This window comes from Rhodococcus sp. NPDC058532 (assembly GCF_042719255.1).
Lineage (GTDB): Bacteria > Actinomycetota > Actinomycetes > Mycobacteriales > Mycobacteriaceae > Rhodococcus_G.
On sequence record NZ_JBHXNU010000004.1, the window covers coordinates 217,568 to 234,838 of the forward strand.

The 17,271-nt window shown below is 70.1% G+C and carries 21 protein-coding genes; 12 read left to right on the plus strand and 9 right to left on the minus strand.

Annotation, left to right across the window (positions count from 1 at the left end; all coding sequences use genetic code 11):
- Window positions 1–65 precede the first annotated feature (65 nt).
- The 6 genes from ACFWQG_RS07370 (at window position 66) to ACFWQG_RS07395 (ending at window position 6,215) form a co-directional block, all read left to right on the plus strand.
- The gene (locus ACFWQG_RS07370) at window positions 66–515 is read left to right on the plus strand and encodes an HAD-IA family hydrolase (RefSeq protein WP_378506941.1); all 450 of its coding nucleotides are present in this window, start codon (window positions 66–68) and stop codon (window positions 513–515) included.
- A gap of 13 nt (window positions 516–528) precedes the next feature.
- Window positions 529–1,902 (plus strand): wax ester/triacylglycerol synthase family O-acyltransferase, encoded by a 1,374-nt coding sequence (locus ACFWQG_RS07375; protein WP_378506942.1) that lies wholly within the window; start codon window positions 529–531, stop codon window positions 1,900–1,902.
- A 10-nt stretch (window positions 1,903–1,912) separates the two neighbouring features.
- The gene (locus ACFWQG_RS07380; RefSeq protein WP_378506943.1) at window positions 1,913–2,452 is read left to right on the plus strand and encodes a DUF6912 family protein; all 540 of its coding nucleotides are present in this window, start codon (window positions 1,913–1,915) and stop codon (window positions 2,450–2,452) included.
- Window positions 2,453–2,534: 82 nt separating this feature from the next.
- Window positions 2,535–3,650 carry a ferredoxin reductase gene (locus tag ACFWQG_RS07385; protein WP_378506944.1) on the plus strand — a complete coding sequence of 372 codons (1,116 nt, stop codon included), beginning with the start codon at window positions 2,535–2,537 and terminating at the stop codon, window positions 3,648–3,650.
- Window positions 3,651–3,658: 8 nt separating this feature from the next.
- Window positions 3,659–4,870, plus strand: a complete 1,212-nt coding sequence (locus ACFWQG_RS07390; RefSeq protein ID WP_378506945.1) for a fatty acid desaturase family protein — start codon at window positions 3,659–3,661, stop codon at window positions 4,868–4,870.
- Between the two features lie 103 nt (window positions 4,871–4,973).
- Window positions 4,974–6,215: a fatty acid desaturase family protein gene (locus ACFWQG_RS07395; protein WP_378506946.1), complete on the plus strand. Its 1,242-nt coding sequence runs from the start codon at window positions 4,974–4,976 to the stop codon at window positions 6,213–6,215.
- Between the two features lie 130 nt (window positions 6,216–6,345).
- Here ACFWQG_RS07395 and ACFWQG_RS07400 read toward each other — a convergent pair whose 3' ends face one another.
- From ACFWQG_RS07400 to aroA, 3 genes are all read right to left on the minus strand, one after another.
- Window positions 6,346–6,471 (minus strand): hypothetical protein, encoded by a 126-nt coding sequence (locus ACFWQG_RS07400; protein WP_378506947.1) that lies wholly within the window; start codon window positions 6,469–6,471, stop codon window positions 6,346–6,348.
- Between the two features lie 168 nt (window positions 6,472–6,639).
- The gene (gene rsgA, locus ACFWQG_RS07405) at window positions 6,640–7,695 is read right to left on the minus strand and encodes a ribosome small subunit-dependent GTPase A (protein ID WP_378506948.1); all 1,056 of its coding nucleotides are present in this window, start codon (window positions 7,693–7,695) and stop codon (window positions 6,640–6,642) included.
- Entirely contained in the window at window positions 7,653–8,948 is a 1,296-nt protein-coding gene (gene aroA / locus ACFWQG_RS07410) for a 3-phosphoshikimate 1-carboxyvinyltransferase (protein ID WP_378506949.1), read from the minus strand. Before aroA ends, rsgA begins: the two co-directional genes overlap by 43 nt.
- Before the next feature lie 73 nt (window positions 8,949–9,021).
- On the opposite strand from aroA, the gene ACFWQG_RS07415 reads away from it, so the two are divergent.
- Window positions 9,022–9,810 (plus strand): SOS response-associated peptidase, encoded by a 789-nt coding sequence (locus tag ACFWQG_RS07415; RefSeq protein ID WP_378506950.1) that lies wholly within the window; start codon window positions 9,022–9,024, stop codon window positions 9,808–9,810.
- 57 nt (window positions 9,811–9,867) lie between these two features.
- Here the strand turns inward: ACFWQG_RS07415 and ACFWQG_RS07420 are convergent, their stop codons facing one another.
- Together ACFWQG_RS07420 and ybaK are read right to left on the minus strand one after the other, a co-directional pair.
- Window positions 9,868–10,878: an LLM class flavin-dependent oxidoreductase gene (locus tag ACFWQG_RS07420; RefSeq protein ID WP_378506951.1), complete on the minus strand. Its 1,011-nt coding sequence runs from the start codon at window positions 10,876–10,878 to the stop codon at window positions 9,868–9,870.
- Window positions 10,879–10,955: 77 nt separating this feature from the next.
- Window positions 10,956–11,450, minus strand: coding sequence for a Cys-tRNA(Pro) deacylase (gene ybaK, locus ACFWQG_RS07425; protein ID WP_378506952.1), 495 nt, complete (start codon window positions 11,448–11,450; stop codon window positions 10,956–10,958).
- 235 nt (window positions 11,451–11,685) lie between these two features.
- Here ybaK and ACFWQG_RS07430 point away from each other — a divergent pair, with 235 nt between their 5' ends.
- Window positions 11,686–12,339: a sigma-70 family RNA polymerase sigma factor gene (locus ACFWQG_RS07430; RefSeq protein ID WP_378507047.1), complete on the plus strand. Its 654-nt coding sequence runs from the start codon at window positions 11,686–11,688 to the stop codon at window positions 12,337–12,339.
- Entirely contained in the window at window positions 12,336–12,617 is a 282-nt protein-coding gene (gene rsrA / locus ACFWQG_RS07435; RefSeq protein ID WP_378506953.1) for a mycothiol system anti-sigma-R factor, read from the plus strand. Before ACFWQG_RS07430 ends, rsrA begins: the two co-directional genes overlap by 4 nt.
- A 90-nt stretch (window positions 12,618–12,707) precedes the next feature.
- On the opposite strand, the gene ACFWQG_RS07440 is transcribed toward rsrA, so the two are convergent.
- A complete protein-coding gene (locus ACFWQG_RS07440) occupies window positions 12,708–12,782 on the minus strand; it encodes a 50S ribosomal protein bL37 (protein WP_095887907.1) in 75 nt (24 codons plus the stop codon).
- A 98-nt stretch (window positions 12,783–12,880) separates the two neighbouring features.
- Here ACFWQG_RS07440 and ACFWQG_RS07445 point away from each other — a divergent pair, with 98 nt between their 5' ends.
- Together ACFWQG_RS07445 and ACFWQG_RS07450 are read left to right on the plus strand one after the other, a co-directional pair.
- Window positions 12,881–13,096, plus strand: a complete 216-nt coding sequence (locus tag ACFWQG_RS07445) for a biotin/lipoyl-binding carrier protein (RefSeq protein ID WP_378506954.1) — start codon at window positions 12,881–12,883, stop codon at window positions 13,094–13,096.
- Window positions 13,097–13,108: 12 nt separating this feature from the next.
- Window positions 13,109–14,620: a sensor histidine kinase gene (locus tag ACFWQG_RS07450; RefSeq protein WP_378506955.1), complete on the plus strand. Its 1,512-nt coding sequence runs from the start codon at window positions 13,109–13,111 to the stop codon at window positions 14,618–14,620.
- 72 nt (window positions 14,621–14,692) lie between these two features.
- On the opposite strand, the gene ACFWQG_RS07455 is transcribed toward ACFWQG_RS07450, so the two are convergent.
- Both ACFWQG_RS07455 and ACFWQG_RS07460 read right to left on the minus strand, forming a co-directional pair.
- Window positions 14,693–14,947: a WhiB family transcriptional regulator gene (locus ACFWQG_RS07455; RefSeq protein WP_007537924.1), complete on the minus strand. Its 255-nt coding sequence runs from the start codon at window positions 14,945–14,947 to the stop codon at window positions 14,693–14,695.
- 338 nt (window positions 14,948–15,285) lie between these two features.
- Window positions 15,286–16,242, minus strand: a complete 957-nt coding sequence (locus tag ACFWQG_RS07460; RefSeq protein WP_378506956.1) for a diacylglycerol/lipid kinase family protein — start codon at window positions 16,240–16,242, stop codon at window positions 15,286–15,288.
- Between the two features lie 97 nt (window positions 16,243–16,339).
- Here ACFWQG_RS07460 and ACFWQG_RS07465 point away from each other — a divergent pair, with 97 nt between their 5' ends.
- Entirely contained in the window at window positions 16,340–16,762 is a 423-nt protein-coding gene (locus ACFWQG_RS07465) for a hypothetical protein (protein ID WP_378506957.1), read from the plus strand.
- A gap of 7 nt (window positions 16,763–16,769) precedes the next feature.
- On the opposite strand, the gene ACFWQG_RS07470 is transcribed toward ACFWQG_RS07465, so the two are convergent.
- On the minus strand, window positions 16,770–17,243 hold the full coding sequence (locus ACFWQG_RS07470; protein WP_378506958.1) for a GNAT family N-acetyltransferase: 474 nt from the start codon (window positions 17,241–17,243) through the stop codon (window positions 16,770–16,772).
- Window positions 17,244–17,271 lie beyond the last annotated feature (28 nt).

Sequence of the window (17,271 nt, forward strand, 5' to 3'; positions counted from 1 at the left end):
ATCGCCCGCACGGTTTCCGGTATTCCGGCGCGGCGCCAGGGCGGGCCAGCCCTAGGGTGGGGGCCGTGCGTGGGCTGATCCTCGACTTCGGTGGAGTCCTTGACGGGCCGGGTTCCGACCCGGAACGGCTGGTGGCCGTGGTCGCGGACCTGCGGGCCCGCGGGGTGCGGACCGCGATCCTCAGCAACGACCCCGGTGGTCCGGGCGGTGCCGCGCTGCGGGGGCTCGGCGGCCGCGTCGTCGACGAGGTGGTCCTCTCGGGTGATGTCGGCCTCGCGAAACCGGATCCGCGCATCTTTCTGCATGCCGCCCGACTGCTGGGCGTCCCGCCAGCGCGCTGCGTGTTCGTCGACGACCTGATCGGCAACGTCCGAGGCGCAGTCGCGGTGGGGATGGTCGGTGTCCACCATGTGGGCGCGGACGCCACCGTCGAGGAACTGCGGATACTGTTCGATTCCGAGCCCGGCGGGGCGGGCGGAGACGGCCCGGCGTCCCCCGATGCGGGGGACGGATGAACACGGGGGCGGCATGGACACCAGGCTGACGACGCAGGACGCGTCCTTCTACTTCCTCGAAGCGAGCAGCACCCCGATGCATCTGGGGTCCCTGGCGATCCTGCGGGCCCCCGACGGCGGCCTCGACCACGAGGATCTGCTCAGCCACGTCGAGCACCGGCTTCCGCTCGTTCCCCGCTACCGGCAGCGGGTGCGGGAGGTGGCGCTCGGGTTGGCGCGGCCGGTGTGGGTCGACGACCGGGACTTCGACATCACCTATCACGTGCGCCGGTCGGCGCTGCCCAAGCCGGGCTCCGACGAGCAGTTGTACGACCTCGTCGCCCGACTGACGTCACGACCGCTGGACCGCAGCAGGCCACTGTGGGAGATGTATCTCGTCGAGGGGTTGGCCGACGACCGGATCGCGATCTTCACCAAGTCGCACACGGCGCTCGTCGACGGTGTCGACGCGCTTGAGATCGGGCAGGTGATCTTCGATCGATGCGACCATCCGCGCGAGGTCCCCGCGGAACTATGGATGCCCGCGCGGGAGCCGCGGGAGGCCGAGCTGGTGATGAACGCGGTCGCCGAGATGATCACCCGGCCCGCGGAGGGCGTCGCGACGGTCCGCATGCGGGTGGGTGACGTCGCAGGAACGGCGGCGGCCGCGATCGGCAACGTGGCGGCGCTGCTGCGCACCGCGGCGTCGACGGCGCCCGCCACCCCGCTGAACGCCACCATCTCGCGGAACCGGCGGTTCGCGACCGCGAAGACGTCGCTCGACGACTACCGGACGGTGCGCCGCCGCTTCGGGTGCGCGGTGAACGACGTGATCCTCGCGGTGTTGACCGGGGCGTTGCGGAACTGGCTGCTGTCCAGGGGCGAACCGGTCACCGCGTTCTCGACGGTCCGGGCGATGGTGCCGATGGCGATCGACGCGCCGGGCAGCGACGAGCGGCGGGCGTCGTCGCTGCTGATCGATCTGCCGGTCGGGGAGCCCAATCCGGTTGTCCGGCTGTCCCACATCGCGCACGCGACCGAGGCACACACCCAGCAGAACCGGACGGTGGCGGCCCAGACCCTGGTTCGGGTGTCGGGGACCGCCCCGGCGACCCTGCACGCGATGGGGCTGCGGATGGCGAGTGGGCTGTCGCAGCGGATGTTCAACGTGATGATCACCAACGCGCCGGGCCCGCAGTCGACGCTGTGCCTCGGGGGCGCGCAGCTGCTGGAGACGTATCCGGTGTCGCCGCTGATCCGCAACCAGGCGCTGAGCATCGGCCTGACGTCGTACGACGGCCACGTCTACTACGGTTTGAACGGTGACCGGGACGCGATGTCCGACGTCGACGTGATCACCGGGTTGCTGTACGAGGCGCTCGACGAGTTGGTGGAAGTCTGCCGGTGAAGGGGAATGCATGAGGGTTTACGTGCCCGCGACGATCGCAATGTTGCAGCGGTTGGTCGCCGAGGAGGAGCTGAACCCGGTCAGCCGGACCGCGTTCGCGGTGACGCCCGCGTTGCGGGAGTCCTACGCGACCGGTGACGATGACGAGCTCGCCGAGGTGGCGATGACCGAGGCGGCCCGGGCATCGCTGCGGCTGATCGCAACCGAGGCGGGGGAGCGTGAGCGACCCGAGGCCGCCGAGGGCGAGCACCCGGCGGGGTCGGTGATGTATCGGCGGGCGGTGATCGCCGCCGACGTGGACGAGGTGGCGCTGCGCCCGGACCTCGACGACGCGGTGGTCCGGCTCGCGGCCCCGCTGCCGCTGTCCGCGGTGGCGTCGGTGCACGTCGACCTCTCCGATGCGGAGGCCGCGGTCGAGCGGGCCGCCGAGGTCGTCGACGCCGCCGACCTCGGTGACGCGGACGCCGAGTTCGTGCTCGGGGATGCGGAGGACCACGATCTGGCCTGGTATGCCACCCAGGAACTCCCCTTCCTGCTCGACCTGCTCTGAGCGTCCGGCGGAGTGCGTGACAGGCTGCCTCACCTGCGGGTAACCTACGGGCCCGTAACCTCTGCGAGTGGATGGAAGTTTGATGGGCTTGAGGAAGTGGCTCGAGGCGCCGGCGGCCGACGTGTCGGCACCGCGACGGCCGAGTGTGAACATGCTGCGCGGGGCGGTGACCCGGGTGACGACGCCGCTGCTGCCGGACGACTTCCTGCACCTGGCCAATCCGTTGTGGTCGGCCCGCGAACTGCGCGGCAAGGTGGTCGAGGTGCGGACCGAGACCGCGGACTCGGCGACCCTGGTGATCAAGCCGGGCTGGGGCTTCGACTTCGACTACCAGCCCGGTCAGTACATCGGCATCGGGATCCTCGTCGACGGCCGGTTCCACTGGCGCTCCTACTCGTTGACGTCGCCGCCGAGTCGTGAGCACCGGCTGATCACGATCGCGGTGAAGGCGATGCCGGAGGGTCGGCTGTCGAGCCACCTGATCAACGGCGTCCCCGCGGGCACCGTGGTCCGGCTCGCCGCGCCGCAGGGCAACTTCCTGCTGCCCGAGCCGCCGCCGGAGAAGATCCTGTTTCTCACCGCGGGCAGCGGCATCACGCCGGTGATGGCGATGCTGCGGTCGATGGTCCGGCGCGGCACCGTGCCCGACGTGGTGCACGTGCACTCGGCGCCGACCGAGCAGGACGTGATGTTCGGCGACGAACTGTCCGCGCTGCACGACGCGCACCCGAGCTTCGTCTCCCACGTGCAGTGCACGCGCGGCGGTGGCCGGTTCCGGCTCGCCGACCTCGACGAGCTGTACCCGGACTGGCGGGAGCGGCAGACCTGGGCGTGCGGGCCGGTCGAGATGCTTGACGAGGTGGAGCGGGTGTGGGCCGAGGCGGGCCTCACCGACCGCCTGCACACCGAGCGGTTCACGATCGCGCGGGCCGACACCTCCGGGCAGGGCGGCACGGTGACGTTCGCGAAGTCGGACCGCGCCACGGACGTTGACGGCGTCACCACGATTCTGGAGGCGGGTGAGAACCTCGGCGTGCAGATGCCGTTCGGCTGCCGGATGGGCATCTGCCAGACCTGCGTCGCGCCCCTGCTGTCGGGCCACGTCCGCGACCTGCGGTCCGGGCAGGAGCACGGCGAGGGCGAGCGGGTGCAGACGTGCGTCTCGGTCGCGGCCGGCGACTGCACCATCGATCTGTAGCGCCGACGATGGCCATCACGGACATCAGAGAGTTCTCGCACCTAACCGAGGGTGACATCGAGGAGCTCGGCCGGGAACTGGACCGGATCCGCAGGGACGTCGAGCAGTCGCGGGGCGCCGCGGACGCCCGGTACGTCCACAACGTGATTCGGGCCCAGCGGGCACTCGAGATCGGTGGCCGGGCGATCCTGTTCGGCAGCAGGTACCGGCCCGCGTGGATCGCGGGGACCGCGATGCTCGGCCTCGCGAAGATCGTCGAGAACATGGAGCTCGGGCACAACATCGTGCACGGCCAGTGGGACTGGATGAACGACCCGGAGATCCACTCCACGACGTGGGAGTGGGATCAGACCGGGCCGTCGTCGCAGTGGAAGCGGGCGCACAACTACTCGCATCACACCTTCACGAACGTCGTCGGGATGGACGAGGACGTCCAGTTCGGAATCATTCGGATGACCAGGGACGTGCCGTGGCGGCCGATCAATCTGCTGCAGCCGGTCGCCAATGTGGTGCTGGCCGCCGGGTTCGAGTGGGGCATCGCGCTGCACGACTGGAAGATCACCAGGGAGGGGGAGGCGGCGCGGGGGCAGGAACACGTGCGCGCGGTCGACCGGGCGTTCCTGCGCAAGGCGACCCGGCAGGTGGTCAAGGACTACGTGCTGTTCCCGGCGATCACCGGGCCCGCGTGGCGAAGCACCCTGACCGCGAACGCGACCGCGAACCTGATCCGCAACGTGTGGGCGTACGCGGTGATCTTCTGCGGGCATTTCCCCGACGGCGCCGAGAAGTTCACGGTCGCCGAGCAGGAGCGGGAGACCCGACCGGAGTGGTACCTGCGGCAGATGCTGGGCAGCGCGAACATCTCCGGTGGGCGTGCGTTGGACTTCCTGACCGGGAACCTGAGCTTCCAGATCGAGCACCACCTGTTCCCGGACCTGCCCAGCAACCGGCTGCGCGAGGTGTCGGTGCGGGTGCGGGCGCTGTGCGACGAGTACGACCTGCCGTACACGACCGGGCCGCTGTCGCGGCAGTACCTGCTGGCGCTGCGCACCGTGCTCAAGCTGTCCCTCCCGGACCGATTCCTGACCGCGACGTCGGACGATGCGCCGGAAACGTCGTCGGAGCGCAGGTTCGGCGACGGGGGTGCCCCGCGGGTGGATCCGGCGACCGGACGCCGGGTCGGGCTGCGGTCCGCGCTGCGGCGGCTGCGCGGCAGGTGAGGGCGACGCCTGTGATTGACGTCACAGGCCGCCGACGGAAACCTACGCTGGCGTAACCTACGGTACGGTAGGCCGGTAATCGACGAGCAGGACCTGGAGAACGATGGCTATTTCGGACGTCAAGGAATACGCGCACCTCACCGAGGCCGACATCGAGGCCCTCGGTCGGGAGCTGGATGCGATCCGACGCGACATCGAGGCGTCCCGCGGCGAGCGGGACGCCCGGTACCTGCGTAACACCATCCGGCTGCAGCGCTCCCTCGAGGTCGGTGGCCGCGCGGTGCTCTTCGGCAGCCGCAAGCGCCCGTTGTGGGCGCTCGGTGCCGGCATGCTCGGGGTCGCGAAGATCATCGAGAACATGGAGCTCGGGCACAACGTGATGCACGGGCAGTGGGACTGGATGAACGACCCCGAGGTGCACTCGAGCAGCTGGGAGTGGGACGTGGTCGGCCCGTCCGCCCACTGGAAGCAGACCCACAACTACCTGCACCACAAGTACACCAACATCCTCGGCATGGACGACGACGTGGGATACGGGCTGCTGCGCGTCACCCGGGATCAGCGGTGGAAGCCGTTCAATGCGGGGAACCTCGTCTACAACACCCTGCTCGCGCTGTTCTTCGAGTTCGGCATCGCCGCCCAGCATGTCGAGCTCGGCAAGGTCGCGAAGGGGCGGGACGACCGCGAGGAAACCAAGCGCAAGCTGCGCGAGGTCCGCGACAAGATGGGCAAGCAGCTGCTCAAGGACTACGTCGTCTTCCCCGCGCTGACCGGCAGGGCGTGGAAGTCGACGATGAGCGCAAACTTCACCGCGAATGTGATCCGCAACGTGTGGACCAACGCCGTCATTTTCTGCGGGCACTTCCCGGACGGCGCCGAGAAGTTCACCAAGGCCGACGTCGACAACGAGACGCAGGCCCAGTGGTACCTGCGGCAGATGCTCGGCAGCGCAAACATTTCGGGCGGCCGCGCCATGGACTTCATGACCGGCAACCTCAGCTACCAGATCGAGCATCACATCTTCCCGGACCTGCCGTCGAACCGCTACGCGGAGATCGCGGTGCGGGTCCGCGAACTGTGCGACAAGTACGACCTGCCGTACACCACGGGGCCGCTGCTGGTGCAGTACGGGAAGGCGTGGCGCACCATCGCCAAGCTGTCGCTGCCGAACACGTACCTCACCGACACCACGGACGACGCGCCGGAGACCGCCTCCGAGCGCAAGTGGGAGGGACGCGAAACCGTCCTCACCCGGGATCCGGCGACCGGGCGTTCGCGCGGGCTCAAGACCGCGATCCGGGAGAGCAGGAAGCGGCGCGGGCTGCGGAAGCTGTTGCCCCGCTGACCATCCGGCGGGCTCGGCGGGCCGAGACGTCGACGCGTGCATGCGCAGGTGGACCCGCCCGTGACGGTGGGTCCACCTGCGCGTCACGACCACCCGGTGGATCCGGGGTCGCTCGCGGAGCCGGAGGTGGCTACTCGGGAGGCTCGTTGGAGGAGCCGACGATCGACGACCCGAGGTCGATGAGGGTGGCGAAGATGCTCCTGACATCGCCGAAGATGGCCGAACCTGCGTCGATGACGTCCTCGAAACTACCCATCTGAGTTACTCCTTGTCTCGTGACGGCGGGGAAATCCAGCCTGTGTCGTGACCTGAGCTGATTCGAATCAGATTGAGCTCGTACAGCGTAAACACAGGGACCGGGGTGTGGCATCCCGGGCGGGCCGCGGTGGCCGAATCGTGATCTCGCCCGGTGATGCCGCCGGTCTCACCAGGTTTCGTTCGACGACAGCGCCACCAGCAGCTGTCGGACCGCGCCGGCGCGGCGCGCTGCCTGCCCGTCGAGTCGGTCCAGCGCGCACTCGGGGTCCGCGGGTGGCCCGAGATGGGTGCACCCGCGGGGGCAGTCCTCGATCGCGGACGCCAGGTCGGCGAACGCGCCCATCACGTCGTCGGGCGAGATGTGGGCGAGGCCGAACGACCGGATGCCGGGCGTGTCGATCACCCAGCCGCGGGGCGCCCCCTCCGGGGCGCCGGCGCGGATCGGCAGCGGCAGCGCGACGGACTGCGTCGAGGTGTGCCTGCCCTTGCCCACCCCGGACACCACCCCGGTCGCCCGATCTGCCTCCGGGACAAGGCGATTGACGAGCGTCGACTTGCCGACACCGGAATGGCCGATCAGTGCGGTGACCGTCCCCGCCAGAATGCGCTCGACGGTGTCCAGTGGTTCCGAGGTTCCGGCCAATACCACCGGGACGTCGAGGTCCTCGAAGGCCGCCGCGAACTCGCGGTGGTCGGCGAGATCGCCCTTCGTCAGGCAGAGGATCGGATCGAGTCCGCCGACATAGGCGGCGACCAGTGCTCGCTCCACGAAGCCGGTCCGCGGCGGCGGGTCGGCGAGCGCGACCACGATCAGCAACTGCGAGGCGTTCGCGACCACGACCCGCTCGTACGGGTCGGTGTCGTCGGCGGTCCGGCGCAGCACGGTGGCCCGGTCCTCGACCCGCACGATCCGGGCCAGGGTGTCCACGCGTCCCGACACGTCGCCGACCACGCCGACCCGGTCCCCGACGACGATCGGGGTGCGGCCGAGTTCCCGCGCCCGCATCGCGACGACCGGGCGGTCGGGGTCGTCGTCCAGCACGCAGCCCCACCGTCCGCGGTCGACGGAGACGACCATCGCGGACTCGGCGGACCGGTGCTCCGGCCGCTTCTTGGTGCGGGGTCGTGAGCCCTTGCCCGGGCGGACCCGGACATCGGACTCGTCGTACCGGCGCGCGCTCAGGAGGATGCCCCGATGCGATCGGAAAGCATGTCCGCCCACAGCTTCTCGAAGCCGGGGAGGGTCTTCGCTGTGGTCTCCACGTCGTCGACGTGGACGCCGTCGACGACCAGCCCGACGATCGCACCCGCGGTGGCCATCCGGTGATCCGCGTACGAGCCCCACTCGCCCCCGTGCAGCGGTCGCGGGTCGATGTGCAGGCCGTCCGCGGTCTCGGTTGCCGCGCCGCCGAGGTTGTTGATCTCGGCGGACAGCGCTGCGAGCCGGTCGGTTTCGTGCCCGCGCAGGTGGGCGATGCCACGCAGCGTCGACGGCGAGTCGGCGAGCGCGGCGAGCGCGGCGACCGTGGGGGTGAGCTCGCCGACGTCGTGCAGGTCGACGTCGATGCCGTGCAGGCGGTCCGGTCCGGTGACCGTCAGCACCGAATCATCAAGGGACACGGCGGCCCCCATGTCGGTGAGGATGCCGCGGATCGCGTCACCGGGCTGGGTCGTCGACGCGGGCCACCGCGGCACGCTCACCACGCCACCCGTCACCGCGGCCGCCGCGAGGAACGGGGTCGCGTTCGACAGGTCGGGTTCGACCACCCAGTCCACCGCGGCGACGGGTCCCGGCTCGACCCGCCAGATCGCCTGCCCCCCCGCGGCGGGGGTGTGCACCCGCACCCCGGCGGTGCGCAGCATCTCCACGGTCATGTCGATGTGCGGCATCGACGGCACCGCCGCGCCCGCATGGCGGACCACGACGCCGTCGGTGAACCGCGCCGCGGACAGCAGCAGGCCGGACACGAACTGCGACGACCCGGACGCGTCGATCGTCACCTCACCGCCCGCGACGGCGCCGCGGCCGGTGACGGTGAACGGCAGTCCGTCGCCGTCGATCGACACACCGAGGCCGCGCAGCGCGTCGAGGATGGTGCCGAGGGGGCGGCTGCGGGCCTGCTCGTCACCGTCGAACGCGACCGCGCCGTCGGCGAAGGCCGCCACCGGGGGCAGGAATCGCATCACGGTGCCGGCAAGGCCGCAGTCCACGCCGGCGCCGTGCAGCGGCCCCGGCGTGACGCGCAGGGTGGTGGGGGAGTCGAGTTCGGTGATGTCGACGCCGAGCGCGCGCAGGGCATCGATCATCAGGTCGGTGTCGCGGCTGCGGAGGGTTCCGGTGACGGTGGACGGCCCGTCGGCGAGCGCGGCGAGGATCAGCGCCCGGTTGGTGATCGACTTCGACCCCGGCAGGGTCACGGTCGCGTGCACGGGCGATACGGCTCGGGGCGCTCTCCACAGACTCACGGCCACCATCTTCCCGCATCGGGCGGCACGCCGGTCGGCACGCCCCCTGCACGTGTCGGTGCGGGCGACCAGAATGGACGGCATGTGTGGGAGATATGCGACCACGGTCGACCCGGCCCTGCTCGCGGTCGAACTTGATGCGGTCGACGAGACCGGGTCGGCGCCGCCGCGGCCGACCGAGCGGTACAACGTCGCGCCGACCGACCCGGTGCTCGCCGTCGTCGCCCGGCACGACCGGGAACACCCCGACGCCGACCCGACGCGGCGGATCCGGCGGATGCGGTGGGGGCTGGTGCCGCCGTGGACGAAGGCGGGCGAGGACGGTGCGCCGGTCCGGTCGGCGCCGCTGTTCAACGCCCGCGCCGACACCGCACCGACGAAGCCGGCGTTCCGGGCCGCGGTGCGGGGTAAGCGGGCGCTGATCCCGATGGACGGCTGGTACGAGTGGACGACCGAGCCGACCGCGGCGGGCAAGGCGGTGAAGGTCCCGCACTACCTGACCCCGGCCGACGGGTCGCGGCTGTTCATGGCCGGGCTCTGGTCGGTGTGGCACGACCCCGCGGCCCGGGCTGGCGCGAGCGTCCCGCTGCTCAGCTGCACGATCCTGACCACCGACGCGGTCGGGGAACTGCGGTCCGTGCACGATCGGATGCCGCTGATCCTCACCCCGGACCACTGGGACCGCTGGCTCGACCCCGACGGTGAGGACCCCGGCGACCTGCTCGCCGGGGTCTCCGAGGCGGTCGCGGCGGGCATCGAGATCCGGCGCGTCTCGGACCGCGTCAACAGCGTCCGCAACGACGGCGCCGACCTGATCGCGCCCGCCGCGCCGCCCGGCACCGCCGTCGGCGAGCAGATCAGCCTGCTCTGATCCCCGCGTGCGTTCCCTAATGTCACATTGGCTTACCTGGCGACCCCCAATGTGACATTACGGAACCTTGGGTGAGGGTGCGGGGGAGGCGAGGTCGCTGACCTCGGCAACCAGTTCCAGCGACCGCAGCCACGCGGACCGGTCCGTTGCCGAGGAGACGACCATCAGCTCGTCGGCGCCGGTGCGTGCGGTGAACGTGTCGAGGTAGTCGCGCACCTGCTGCGCGGTGCCGACCGCGGTGTACCGCAGCATCTGCAGCACCTGCTGGCCCGCCGGCGAGGTGAGGACGAGGTCCGTCTCCTCCGGCGTGAAGGTGCGGCCGCGGCCGACGAACAGTTGGACCCGCTTGCGTTGGGTCGCGGTGAACAGGGCCTGCGCCTCGTCCTCGGTGTCGGCGGCGATGACGTTGACGGCCGCGATCACGTACGGCTCCGCGAGCTGCGCCGACGGGCGGAACTCGCGGCGGTAGATCGCGATCGCGTCGTCGAGGGCGTTGGGGGCGAAATGTGAGGCGAACGCGTACGGCAGGCCGAGCATCGCCGCGAGTTTCGCGCCGAACAGCGACGAGCCGAGGATGTACAGCGGCACGTTCGTGCCCTTGCCCGGGGTGGCCTCGATGCCCGCCACCCGGGTCGGGCCGGTGAGGTAGCCCTGCAGTTCGAGGACGTCCTGCGGGAAGGAGTCGGCGGACGACGGGTCCCGGCGCAGCGCCCGCATCGTCTGCTGGTCGCTGCCCGGGGCGCGGCCGAGTCCGAGGTCGATGCGGCCCGGATGCAGTTCGGCGAGGGTGCCGAACTGTTCGGCGATGGTCAGCGGCGCGTGGTTCGGCAGCATGACGCCACCGGATCCGAGCCGGATGGACTCGGTGTTCGCGGCGATGTGCGCGATCAGGACGCTCGTCGCCGACGAGGCAATCGACGGCATGTTGTGGTGTTCTGCGTACCAGATACGTTGGTAGCCTTGTCGTTCCGCGGCCCGGGCCATCTCGACGCTGGCGCGGAAGCTGTCCCGGGCGTGCTCGCCGTCGCCGATCTGCGCGAGGTCGAGGATGGAGAGCGGAACGGTCACGAGGGCACCGGCTTTCTGACACGGACACATGGTTGCCACGTGCAACGGTTTCGCCGGGCGGGTTTGTTCCCGACGGGTCAGCCCGCGGTGATCGGCGCCAGCACCGCCCCGGTCAACCGAACCAGGTCCCGCGGGTCCAGGTCGATCTCCAGGCCGCGGCGGCCCGCGCTGCACAGCACCCGATCCCAGTCGGTGGCGGACGCGTCGATCACCGTCGGCAGCGTCCGGCGCTGCCCCAGCGGGGAGATGCCGCCGAGCACGTAGCCCGTCGACCGCTCCGCGTCCGCCTGCTCCGCCATCACCGCCTTCCCCGCTCCGAGTGCCGCGGCGGCCGCCTTGAGCGACAGCTTCGACGGGACCGGGAGCACCGCGACCGCGAGTTTGCCGTCCGAGGTCTTGATCACCAGCGTCTTGAGGATCTGCGCGGCGTCAAGGCCGAGCTCTCCCGCCAGCGCATCGACGGCCTCGGTGCCGTAGGAGGCGTTGGTCGGGTCGTGGTCGTATCCGTGGACGCGATGCGGAACCTTGGCCTTGACCAGGGTCTGGGTCGCCGGGGTTGCGGAGCCTGCCATGCCTGAAGACTGTAGGGCCGCGGGCGGTGGTCGTTGCGGTGGGGAACAGTCTTCGCCGTCGGCGCGTTGCACCGGGCACGTTGGTCCATGTCGGAAGGAGCCGCCGGTGTCGGTGCAATGCCTCGAACGTCCCGCAGCGAGGAAGGTCGTGAGGGGCGCTGATCGACAGCCCGTCGGGCCGGTGGCGGTAGCCTTGATCTCTGACGAGAGCGAAGGGATCACCGTGCCCAACGACCTGAGCGAACCCCGAGACACCGGCCCGGATGTTGGCGCCGCAGGTGAGACGGAGGCCGAGCTGACGCAGCGATTCGAGCGGGACGCGTTGCCGTTGCTCGACCAGCTGTACGGCGCCGCGCTGCGGATGACCCGCAACCCCGCCGACGCGGAGGACCTGGTGCAGGAGACGTACGTCAAGGCGTACTCCGCGTTCCGTTCCTTCAAGGAGGGCACCAACCTCAAGGCGTGGCTGTACCGCATCCTGACCAACACGTACATCAACTCGTACCGGAAGAAGCAGAGGCAGCCCGCGCAGTACCCGACCGACGAGATCACCGACTGGCAGCTCGCCGCCACCGCCGAGCACACCTCGCAGGGTCTGCGGTCGGCGGAGGTGGAGGCGCTCGATGCGCTGCCCGACGACGAGATCAAGAACGCGCTGCAGCAGCTGCCGGAGGAGTTCCGGATGGCCGTCTACTACGCGGACGTCGAAGGGTTCCCGTATAAGGAGATCGCCGAGATCATGGGTACCCCGATCGGAACGGTCATGTCGCGGCTGCACCGCGGCAGGAAGCAACTGCGCGGGCTGCTCGCCGATGTCGCCCGCGAACGCGGATTCAACCGCGGCGCCACCACAACAACCACAGGCCAGGAGCAGGAGGCGTCCCGGTGAGCGAGCAGAACGAATTCGAGCGGCTCGACTGCTCCGCCGTGATCGCCGACGTCTGGCTGATGCTCGACAACGAATGCGACGAGCGCACCCGCGCCCGGCTGCAGCAGCACATGGAGGACTGCGGCTCCTGCTTCGAGGCCTACGGCATCGAGGCGAAGGTGAAGTCGCTGCTCTCGCGCAAGTGCGGCGGCGAGCACGCGCCGGAGGGCCTCCGGCAGCGGCTGCGGATTCAGCTGAGCCAGACCACGATCGTCACCCGCATCGATCCCGCGCAGTAGCAAGGACGTCGAACGGGCGGTTACCGGAACATCACCCGAGAGGGGGACGCGGTAACCGCCCGTTCGGCGTTACTGGCTTCGTCTACGCGCTCAGGCGTTGGGACGCTTGCCGTGGTTTGCGGCACTGCCCTTGCGGCTGCGCTTCTTGCGACCACGCTTACCCATGGTTGTCTCCCTTCTTGTCCGATCTCGCTCGGGGACATTCTTCCACGTGTGGTTGGCTGTACTTCCACTGGTAGGTCCCAACACAAGCGAGGTGCTCGATGGCCGAAGACGTGCGCGCCGAAATGGTCTCCACCGTCTTCCAGGTGGTTGTCGCCGCCGGTGACGCGGTGAAGGAGGGGGACACCCTCGTGATCCTGGAGTCGATGAAGATGGAGATCCCGGTGATCGCGGAGGTCGACGGCACCGTCACCTCGGTCGACGTCGCGGTCGGCGACGTCATTCAGCAGGGCGACCTGATCGCCGTCATCTCCTGACCCGCGCCGCCGATGTCGACCCTCAGTGACCTGCTCGCCGAGCACACCGAACTCCCCGGTGAGGGCGTTGACCACCTCCAGCGGGTGGTCGGGGAGTGGCAACTGCTTGCGGACCTGTCGTTCGCCGACGTGCTGCTCTGGGTCTCCACCGACGCCGGGCTCGCCGAGCCGGACGAGGATGCCCGGCTGGTGTGCGTCGCCCAGTGTCGTCCCACGACCGCGCCGACGGCGTTCGCGGAGGACGCGGTGGGCTGGGTGGTCTCGGACAGCGAGCATCCGCACGTGCGGCAGGCGCTCACCGAGTGGCGGATCGTGCGGGTGCAGGACTCCGGGGGAGGCAACCCGGTGCGCCGCGAGGCCATCCCGGTGCGCTGCAACGGGGACGTGATCGCGGTGCTGAGCCGCGACACCAACCCGACGCAGCAGCGGCAGTCGAGCCCGCTGGAGGTGGCCTACCTCGACTGCGCGGCCGAGCTGTGCCAGATGATCAGCGAGGGCACCTTCCCGACGCCGGAGGAGCAGAGCGAGATCCTGTCCAGCCCCCGGGCCGGGGACGGCTTCATCCGGCTCGACCCGGACGGCATCGTCGTCTACGCGAGCCCGAACTCACTGTCGGCGTATCACCGGATGGGGCTGACCACGACCACGCTCAAGGGTCGGGACCTGGCCGCGGTGACCCGCACCCTGATCACCGACCCGTTCGACGCGCAGGATGTCGCCACCGACATTCGCGCCGCCCTCGCCGGGAAGGCGGGCAAGCGGATGGAGGTCGAGGCGCGCGGGGCGATCGTGCTGCTGCGCACGCTGGTGTTGCGGCCCGGCGGAAACCCGGCGGGCGCCGTGGTCCTGATTCGGGATGTCACCGAGGTCAAACGCCGCGACCGGGCTCTGCTCAGCAAGGACGCCACCATCCGGGAGATCCACCACCGGGTGAAGAACAACCTGCAGACGGTGGCCGCGCTGCTGCGATTGCAGGCCCGCCGCACCCAGAACGACGAGGCGCGGCTGGCGCTCGCCGAGTCGGTGCGCCGGGTCACCTCGATTGCGCTCGTCCACGACATCCTGTCGATGTCCGTCGACGAGGAGGTCAACCTCGACGAGGTCGTCGACCGGCTGGTGCCGATCATGGCGGACGTGGCCGCGGTCAACAGCACGGTGCAGATCCGCCGGGAGGGCAGTTTCGGGGTGTTTCCCGCGGAGCGGGCCACACCGCTGGTGATGGTGCTGACCGAGCTGGTGCAGAACGCCATCGAGCACGGGTACGAGCCGGGACAGGACGGGACGGTGACGCTGCGGGCGACGCGGTCGGCGCGCTGGCTGGACGTGGTGATCCACGACGACGGGACGGGCCTGCCCGACGGTTTCAGCCTGGAGCGCTCGGAGAGCCTGGGCCTGCAGATCGTGCGGACCCTGGTGTCCGCGGAACTCGGTGGCTCGCTCGGGTTGCGCCCGGCTCGGCGCGGTGGTGGAACGGAGGCGGCGTTGCGGGTTCCGTTGGGGCGCCGTGCCGCCACCCGCGTGTGACCGTCGCTCGGTGTGAACAGCGCTGAGGCCCGGCACCTTTCGGTGCCGGGCCTCAGTGACGACAGCTGTGTGTCAGACCGCGCTGCGAGCCCGGGTGCGTGCGTTCCGCCGCTTGAGCGCGCGCCGCTCGTCCTCGCTCATGCCGCCCCACACGCCTGCGTCCTGACCCGACTCGAGGGCCCACGACAGGCAATCGGCGGTCACGGGGCAGCGGTTGCACACCAGCTTGGCGTCCGCGATCTGCGCGATGGCCGGTCCACTGTTGCCCACAGGGAAGAACAACTCCGGGTCCTCGTCCCGACAGATTGCCTTGTGGCGCCAGTCCATCCTTCTGCTCCTTTACCGGGTGCATCGCACCGTGTCGTCTGTGTGTTCGTTGGCAGCGGACTGGCTCCGGAAGTCGGGCCGTCACGCACCGTTGCGTATCGCGTCGTTCATGCGCGGTTGAGTCGAATGTTTCCGCGCTGTTGCTTGTGAATGCTTTCACGAACGCGCAGGAAGTCAATAGAAAATGGCCCGTCCGTGGGGTAACTCACTATTGCGAATCACCCGGTGTGGTCTGCATTACTTTGTACCCCGCTCGCGGGACTTTTGCACTATGGGAGTAGGGTTCTTGCCCGGCTCCGCGCCCGCCGCGCGGCATCGGCGGCGGGGTCGGCACGGTGTCAGCCGCGGCTCGGGGCCACCATCGTCAGCGCGTCGCGCACCGCGACGAAGTTCACCTCGGTGCGCTTTCCGATGTAGTCCCCGTCCATCTGGAGCCCGATCGGGGTGGTCGAGGTGATCCGCACCCGAGGGGTGTCATCCACCCGAAAAAGGTTGCGCGACTTCGGGTTCGACCCCGGCTTCAGGAGCTGGCGCACCATCGGCAGGCTCCGTGCGATGCTCATCGTGCGCATCGCGAACACGCCGAGACCGGTGTCGAAGGCGGTGTCCGGGTTGACCGCGACGGGGCGCTGGTTCAGGTACGTCCACGGGCTCGAGTTCGACACGAACGCGTAGTGCACCCCGTCGACCGGCTCGTGCCCCGGCACCTCCACCGTCAGCGTCGGCTCGATCCGCCGGGTCCGGAGGAAGGTGCGCACCGCGGTCCGCACGTACCGGGACGGGGTCGCTGCGTGGCCCTTCGCGCGGGCAAGGTCGATCGCCTCGCACACCTGCGCGTCCAGCCCGAGCCCGGCATTGAAGGTGAACCATCGGCCGTCGCAGTGCGCCAGCCCGATTCGTCGCCGCTCCCGCAGCTCGAGCAGTTCGATCAGCTGGTTCGTCGCAACCACGGGATCCGGGTCGATGCCGAGGGAGCGGGCGAAGACGTTCGCGGACCCACCCGGCACCACCGCGACGAGCGGGGTCGGTCCGATCGTCAGCGCGCTCATCGACCCGGGCTCCGGGGCGCCGAGCAGTCCGTTGACGACCTCGTTGACGGTGCCGTCGCCGCCGTGCACGATGATCAGCCCGATCCCCTCGATGACCGCCCGCCGGGCCAGCTCGGCGGCGTGACCACGGTGGGTGGTGTGCACCACCCGGACCTGCACCCGGCTCGACAGGGCATGCGCGAGCAGGTCCCGGGCAGCCGGGGTGGTCGAGGTCGCATTCGGGTTCACGATCAGCAGCGCGCGCACGGATCACGAGCTTAGGGCGTCGGCGCCGGCCCGCGCCCAACGCGGTCGCCGGGACGCTGGCGGCGACCCGGGTGCCGCGTTCTATAGGGTGGCTGCCGTGTCCGAGTCACCCGCATCTCCGTCCCTTCCCGCCACGGTTCGCTGGGCCGGCGGCCTGGTCACCTTCGAGGGCGTCGTCGCCGTCGTCGTCGCGCTCGTGCTGGTGATCCGGGGTCTGCTCGGGCACGACCGGGAGGCCGCGAACCCGTACGGGACGGCCGCCTGGTTCGTCATCCTCGGTGGTGCGGTGCTCGCGGCCGGGATCGCATTGCTGCGCGGGCACCGGTGGGGCCGGGCGATCGCGGTGGTGGCCCAGCTGCTGCTGCTGCCGGTGGTGTGGTCGTTGCTGACCGATTCGCACCAGCCCGCACTCGGCGTGGTGTTCGGCATCGTCGTCCTGCCCGCGCTGGCGTGCCTGTTCGCGGCGCCGACGTCGCGGTGGATGGCGCAGGAGTACGGGGACGACGCCGCCGAGGAATGACCGGCGGTCAGGCCGTACCCGCCAGTCCGGCCAGCGCGGCACCGCTGAGCCGGTAGCCCGTCCACTCGTCCTGCGGTTCCGCGCCGAGGGAGTCGTAGAACTCGATCGACGGGGTGTTCCACTTCAGCACCGACCACGCCAGCCGGGTGTAGCCGTTCGCGACGCACTCGCGGGCCAGGGTCGCGAGCAGTGCCCGCCCGTGACCTCGGCCGCGGAAGGCGGGCTGCACGTACAGGTCCTCCAGGTAGATGCCGTGCACCCCGTCCCAGGTGGAGAAGTTCCGGAACCACAGCGCGGTCCCCACCACCGCGCCGCCGTCCTCGACGACGTGACCGAACACCGTCGGCTGCGGACCGAACAGCGCGGCCGTCAGCTGGGCCTCGGTGACGGTGCACTCGTCCCTCGCCTTTTCGTACTCGGCCAGGTCGTACACCAGGCCGGTGACGGCGGGCACGTCCGCGGCGGTGATGCGGCGAATCATCGGGAACCTCTTTCGTTTCGGATGTGGT

Coding starts and splice junctions, on each gene's coding strand:
- ACFWQG_RS07375 (WP_378506942.1), top strand. CDS start 529: ATGGACACCAGGCTGACGACGCAGGACGCGTCCTTCTACTTCCTCGAA.
- ACFWQG_RS07380 (WP_378506943.1), top strand. CDS start 1,913: ATGAGGGTTTACGTGCCCGCGACGATCGCAATGTTGCAGCGGTTGGTC.
- ACFWQG_RS07385 (WP_378506944.1), top strand. CDS start 2,535: ATGGGCTTGAGGAAGTGGCTCGAGGCGCCGGCGGCCGACGTGTCGGCA.
- ACFWQG_RS07390 (WP_378506945.1), top strand. CDS start 3,659: ATGGCCATCACGGACATCAGAGAGTTCTCGCACCTAACCGAGGGTGAC.
- ACFWQG_RS07395 (WP_378506946.1), top strand. CDS start 4,974: ATGGCTATTTCGGACGTCAAGGAATACGCGCACCTCACCGAGGCCGAC.
- ACFWQG_RS07400 (WP_378506947.1), bottom strand. CDS start 6,471: ATGGGTAGTTTCGAGGACGTCATCGACGCAGGTTCGGCCATCTTCGGC.
- aroA (WP_378506949.1), bottom strand. CDS start 8,948: ATGGTGGCCGTGAGTCTGTGGAGAGCGCCCCGAGCCGTATCGCCCGTG.
- ACFWQG_RS07415 (WP_378506950.1), top strand. CDS start 9,022: ATGTGTGGGAGATATGCGACCACGGTCGACCCGGCCCTGCTCGCGGTC.
- ybaK (WP_378506952.1), bottom strand. CDS start 11,450: ATGGCAGGCTCCGCAACCCCGGCGACCCAGACCCTGGTCAAGGCCAAG.
- ACFWQG_RS07445 (WP_378506954.1), top strand. CDS start 12,881: ATGGCCGAAGACGTGCGCGCCGAAATGGTCTCCACCGTCTTCCAGGTG.
- ACFWQG_RS07450 (WP_378506955.1), top strand. CDS start 13,109: ATGTCGACCCTCAGTGACCTGCTCGCCGAGCACACCGAACTCCCCGGT.
- ACFWQG_RS07455 (WP_007537924.1), bottom strand. CDS start 14,947: ATGGACTGGCGCCACAAGGCAATCTGTCGGGACGAGGACCCGGAGTTG.
- ACFWQG_RS07470 (WP_378506958.1), bottom strand. CDS start 17,243: ATGATTCGCCGCATCACCGCCGCGGACGTGCCCGCCGTCACCGGCCTG.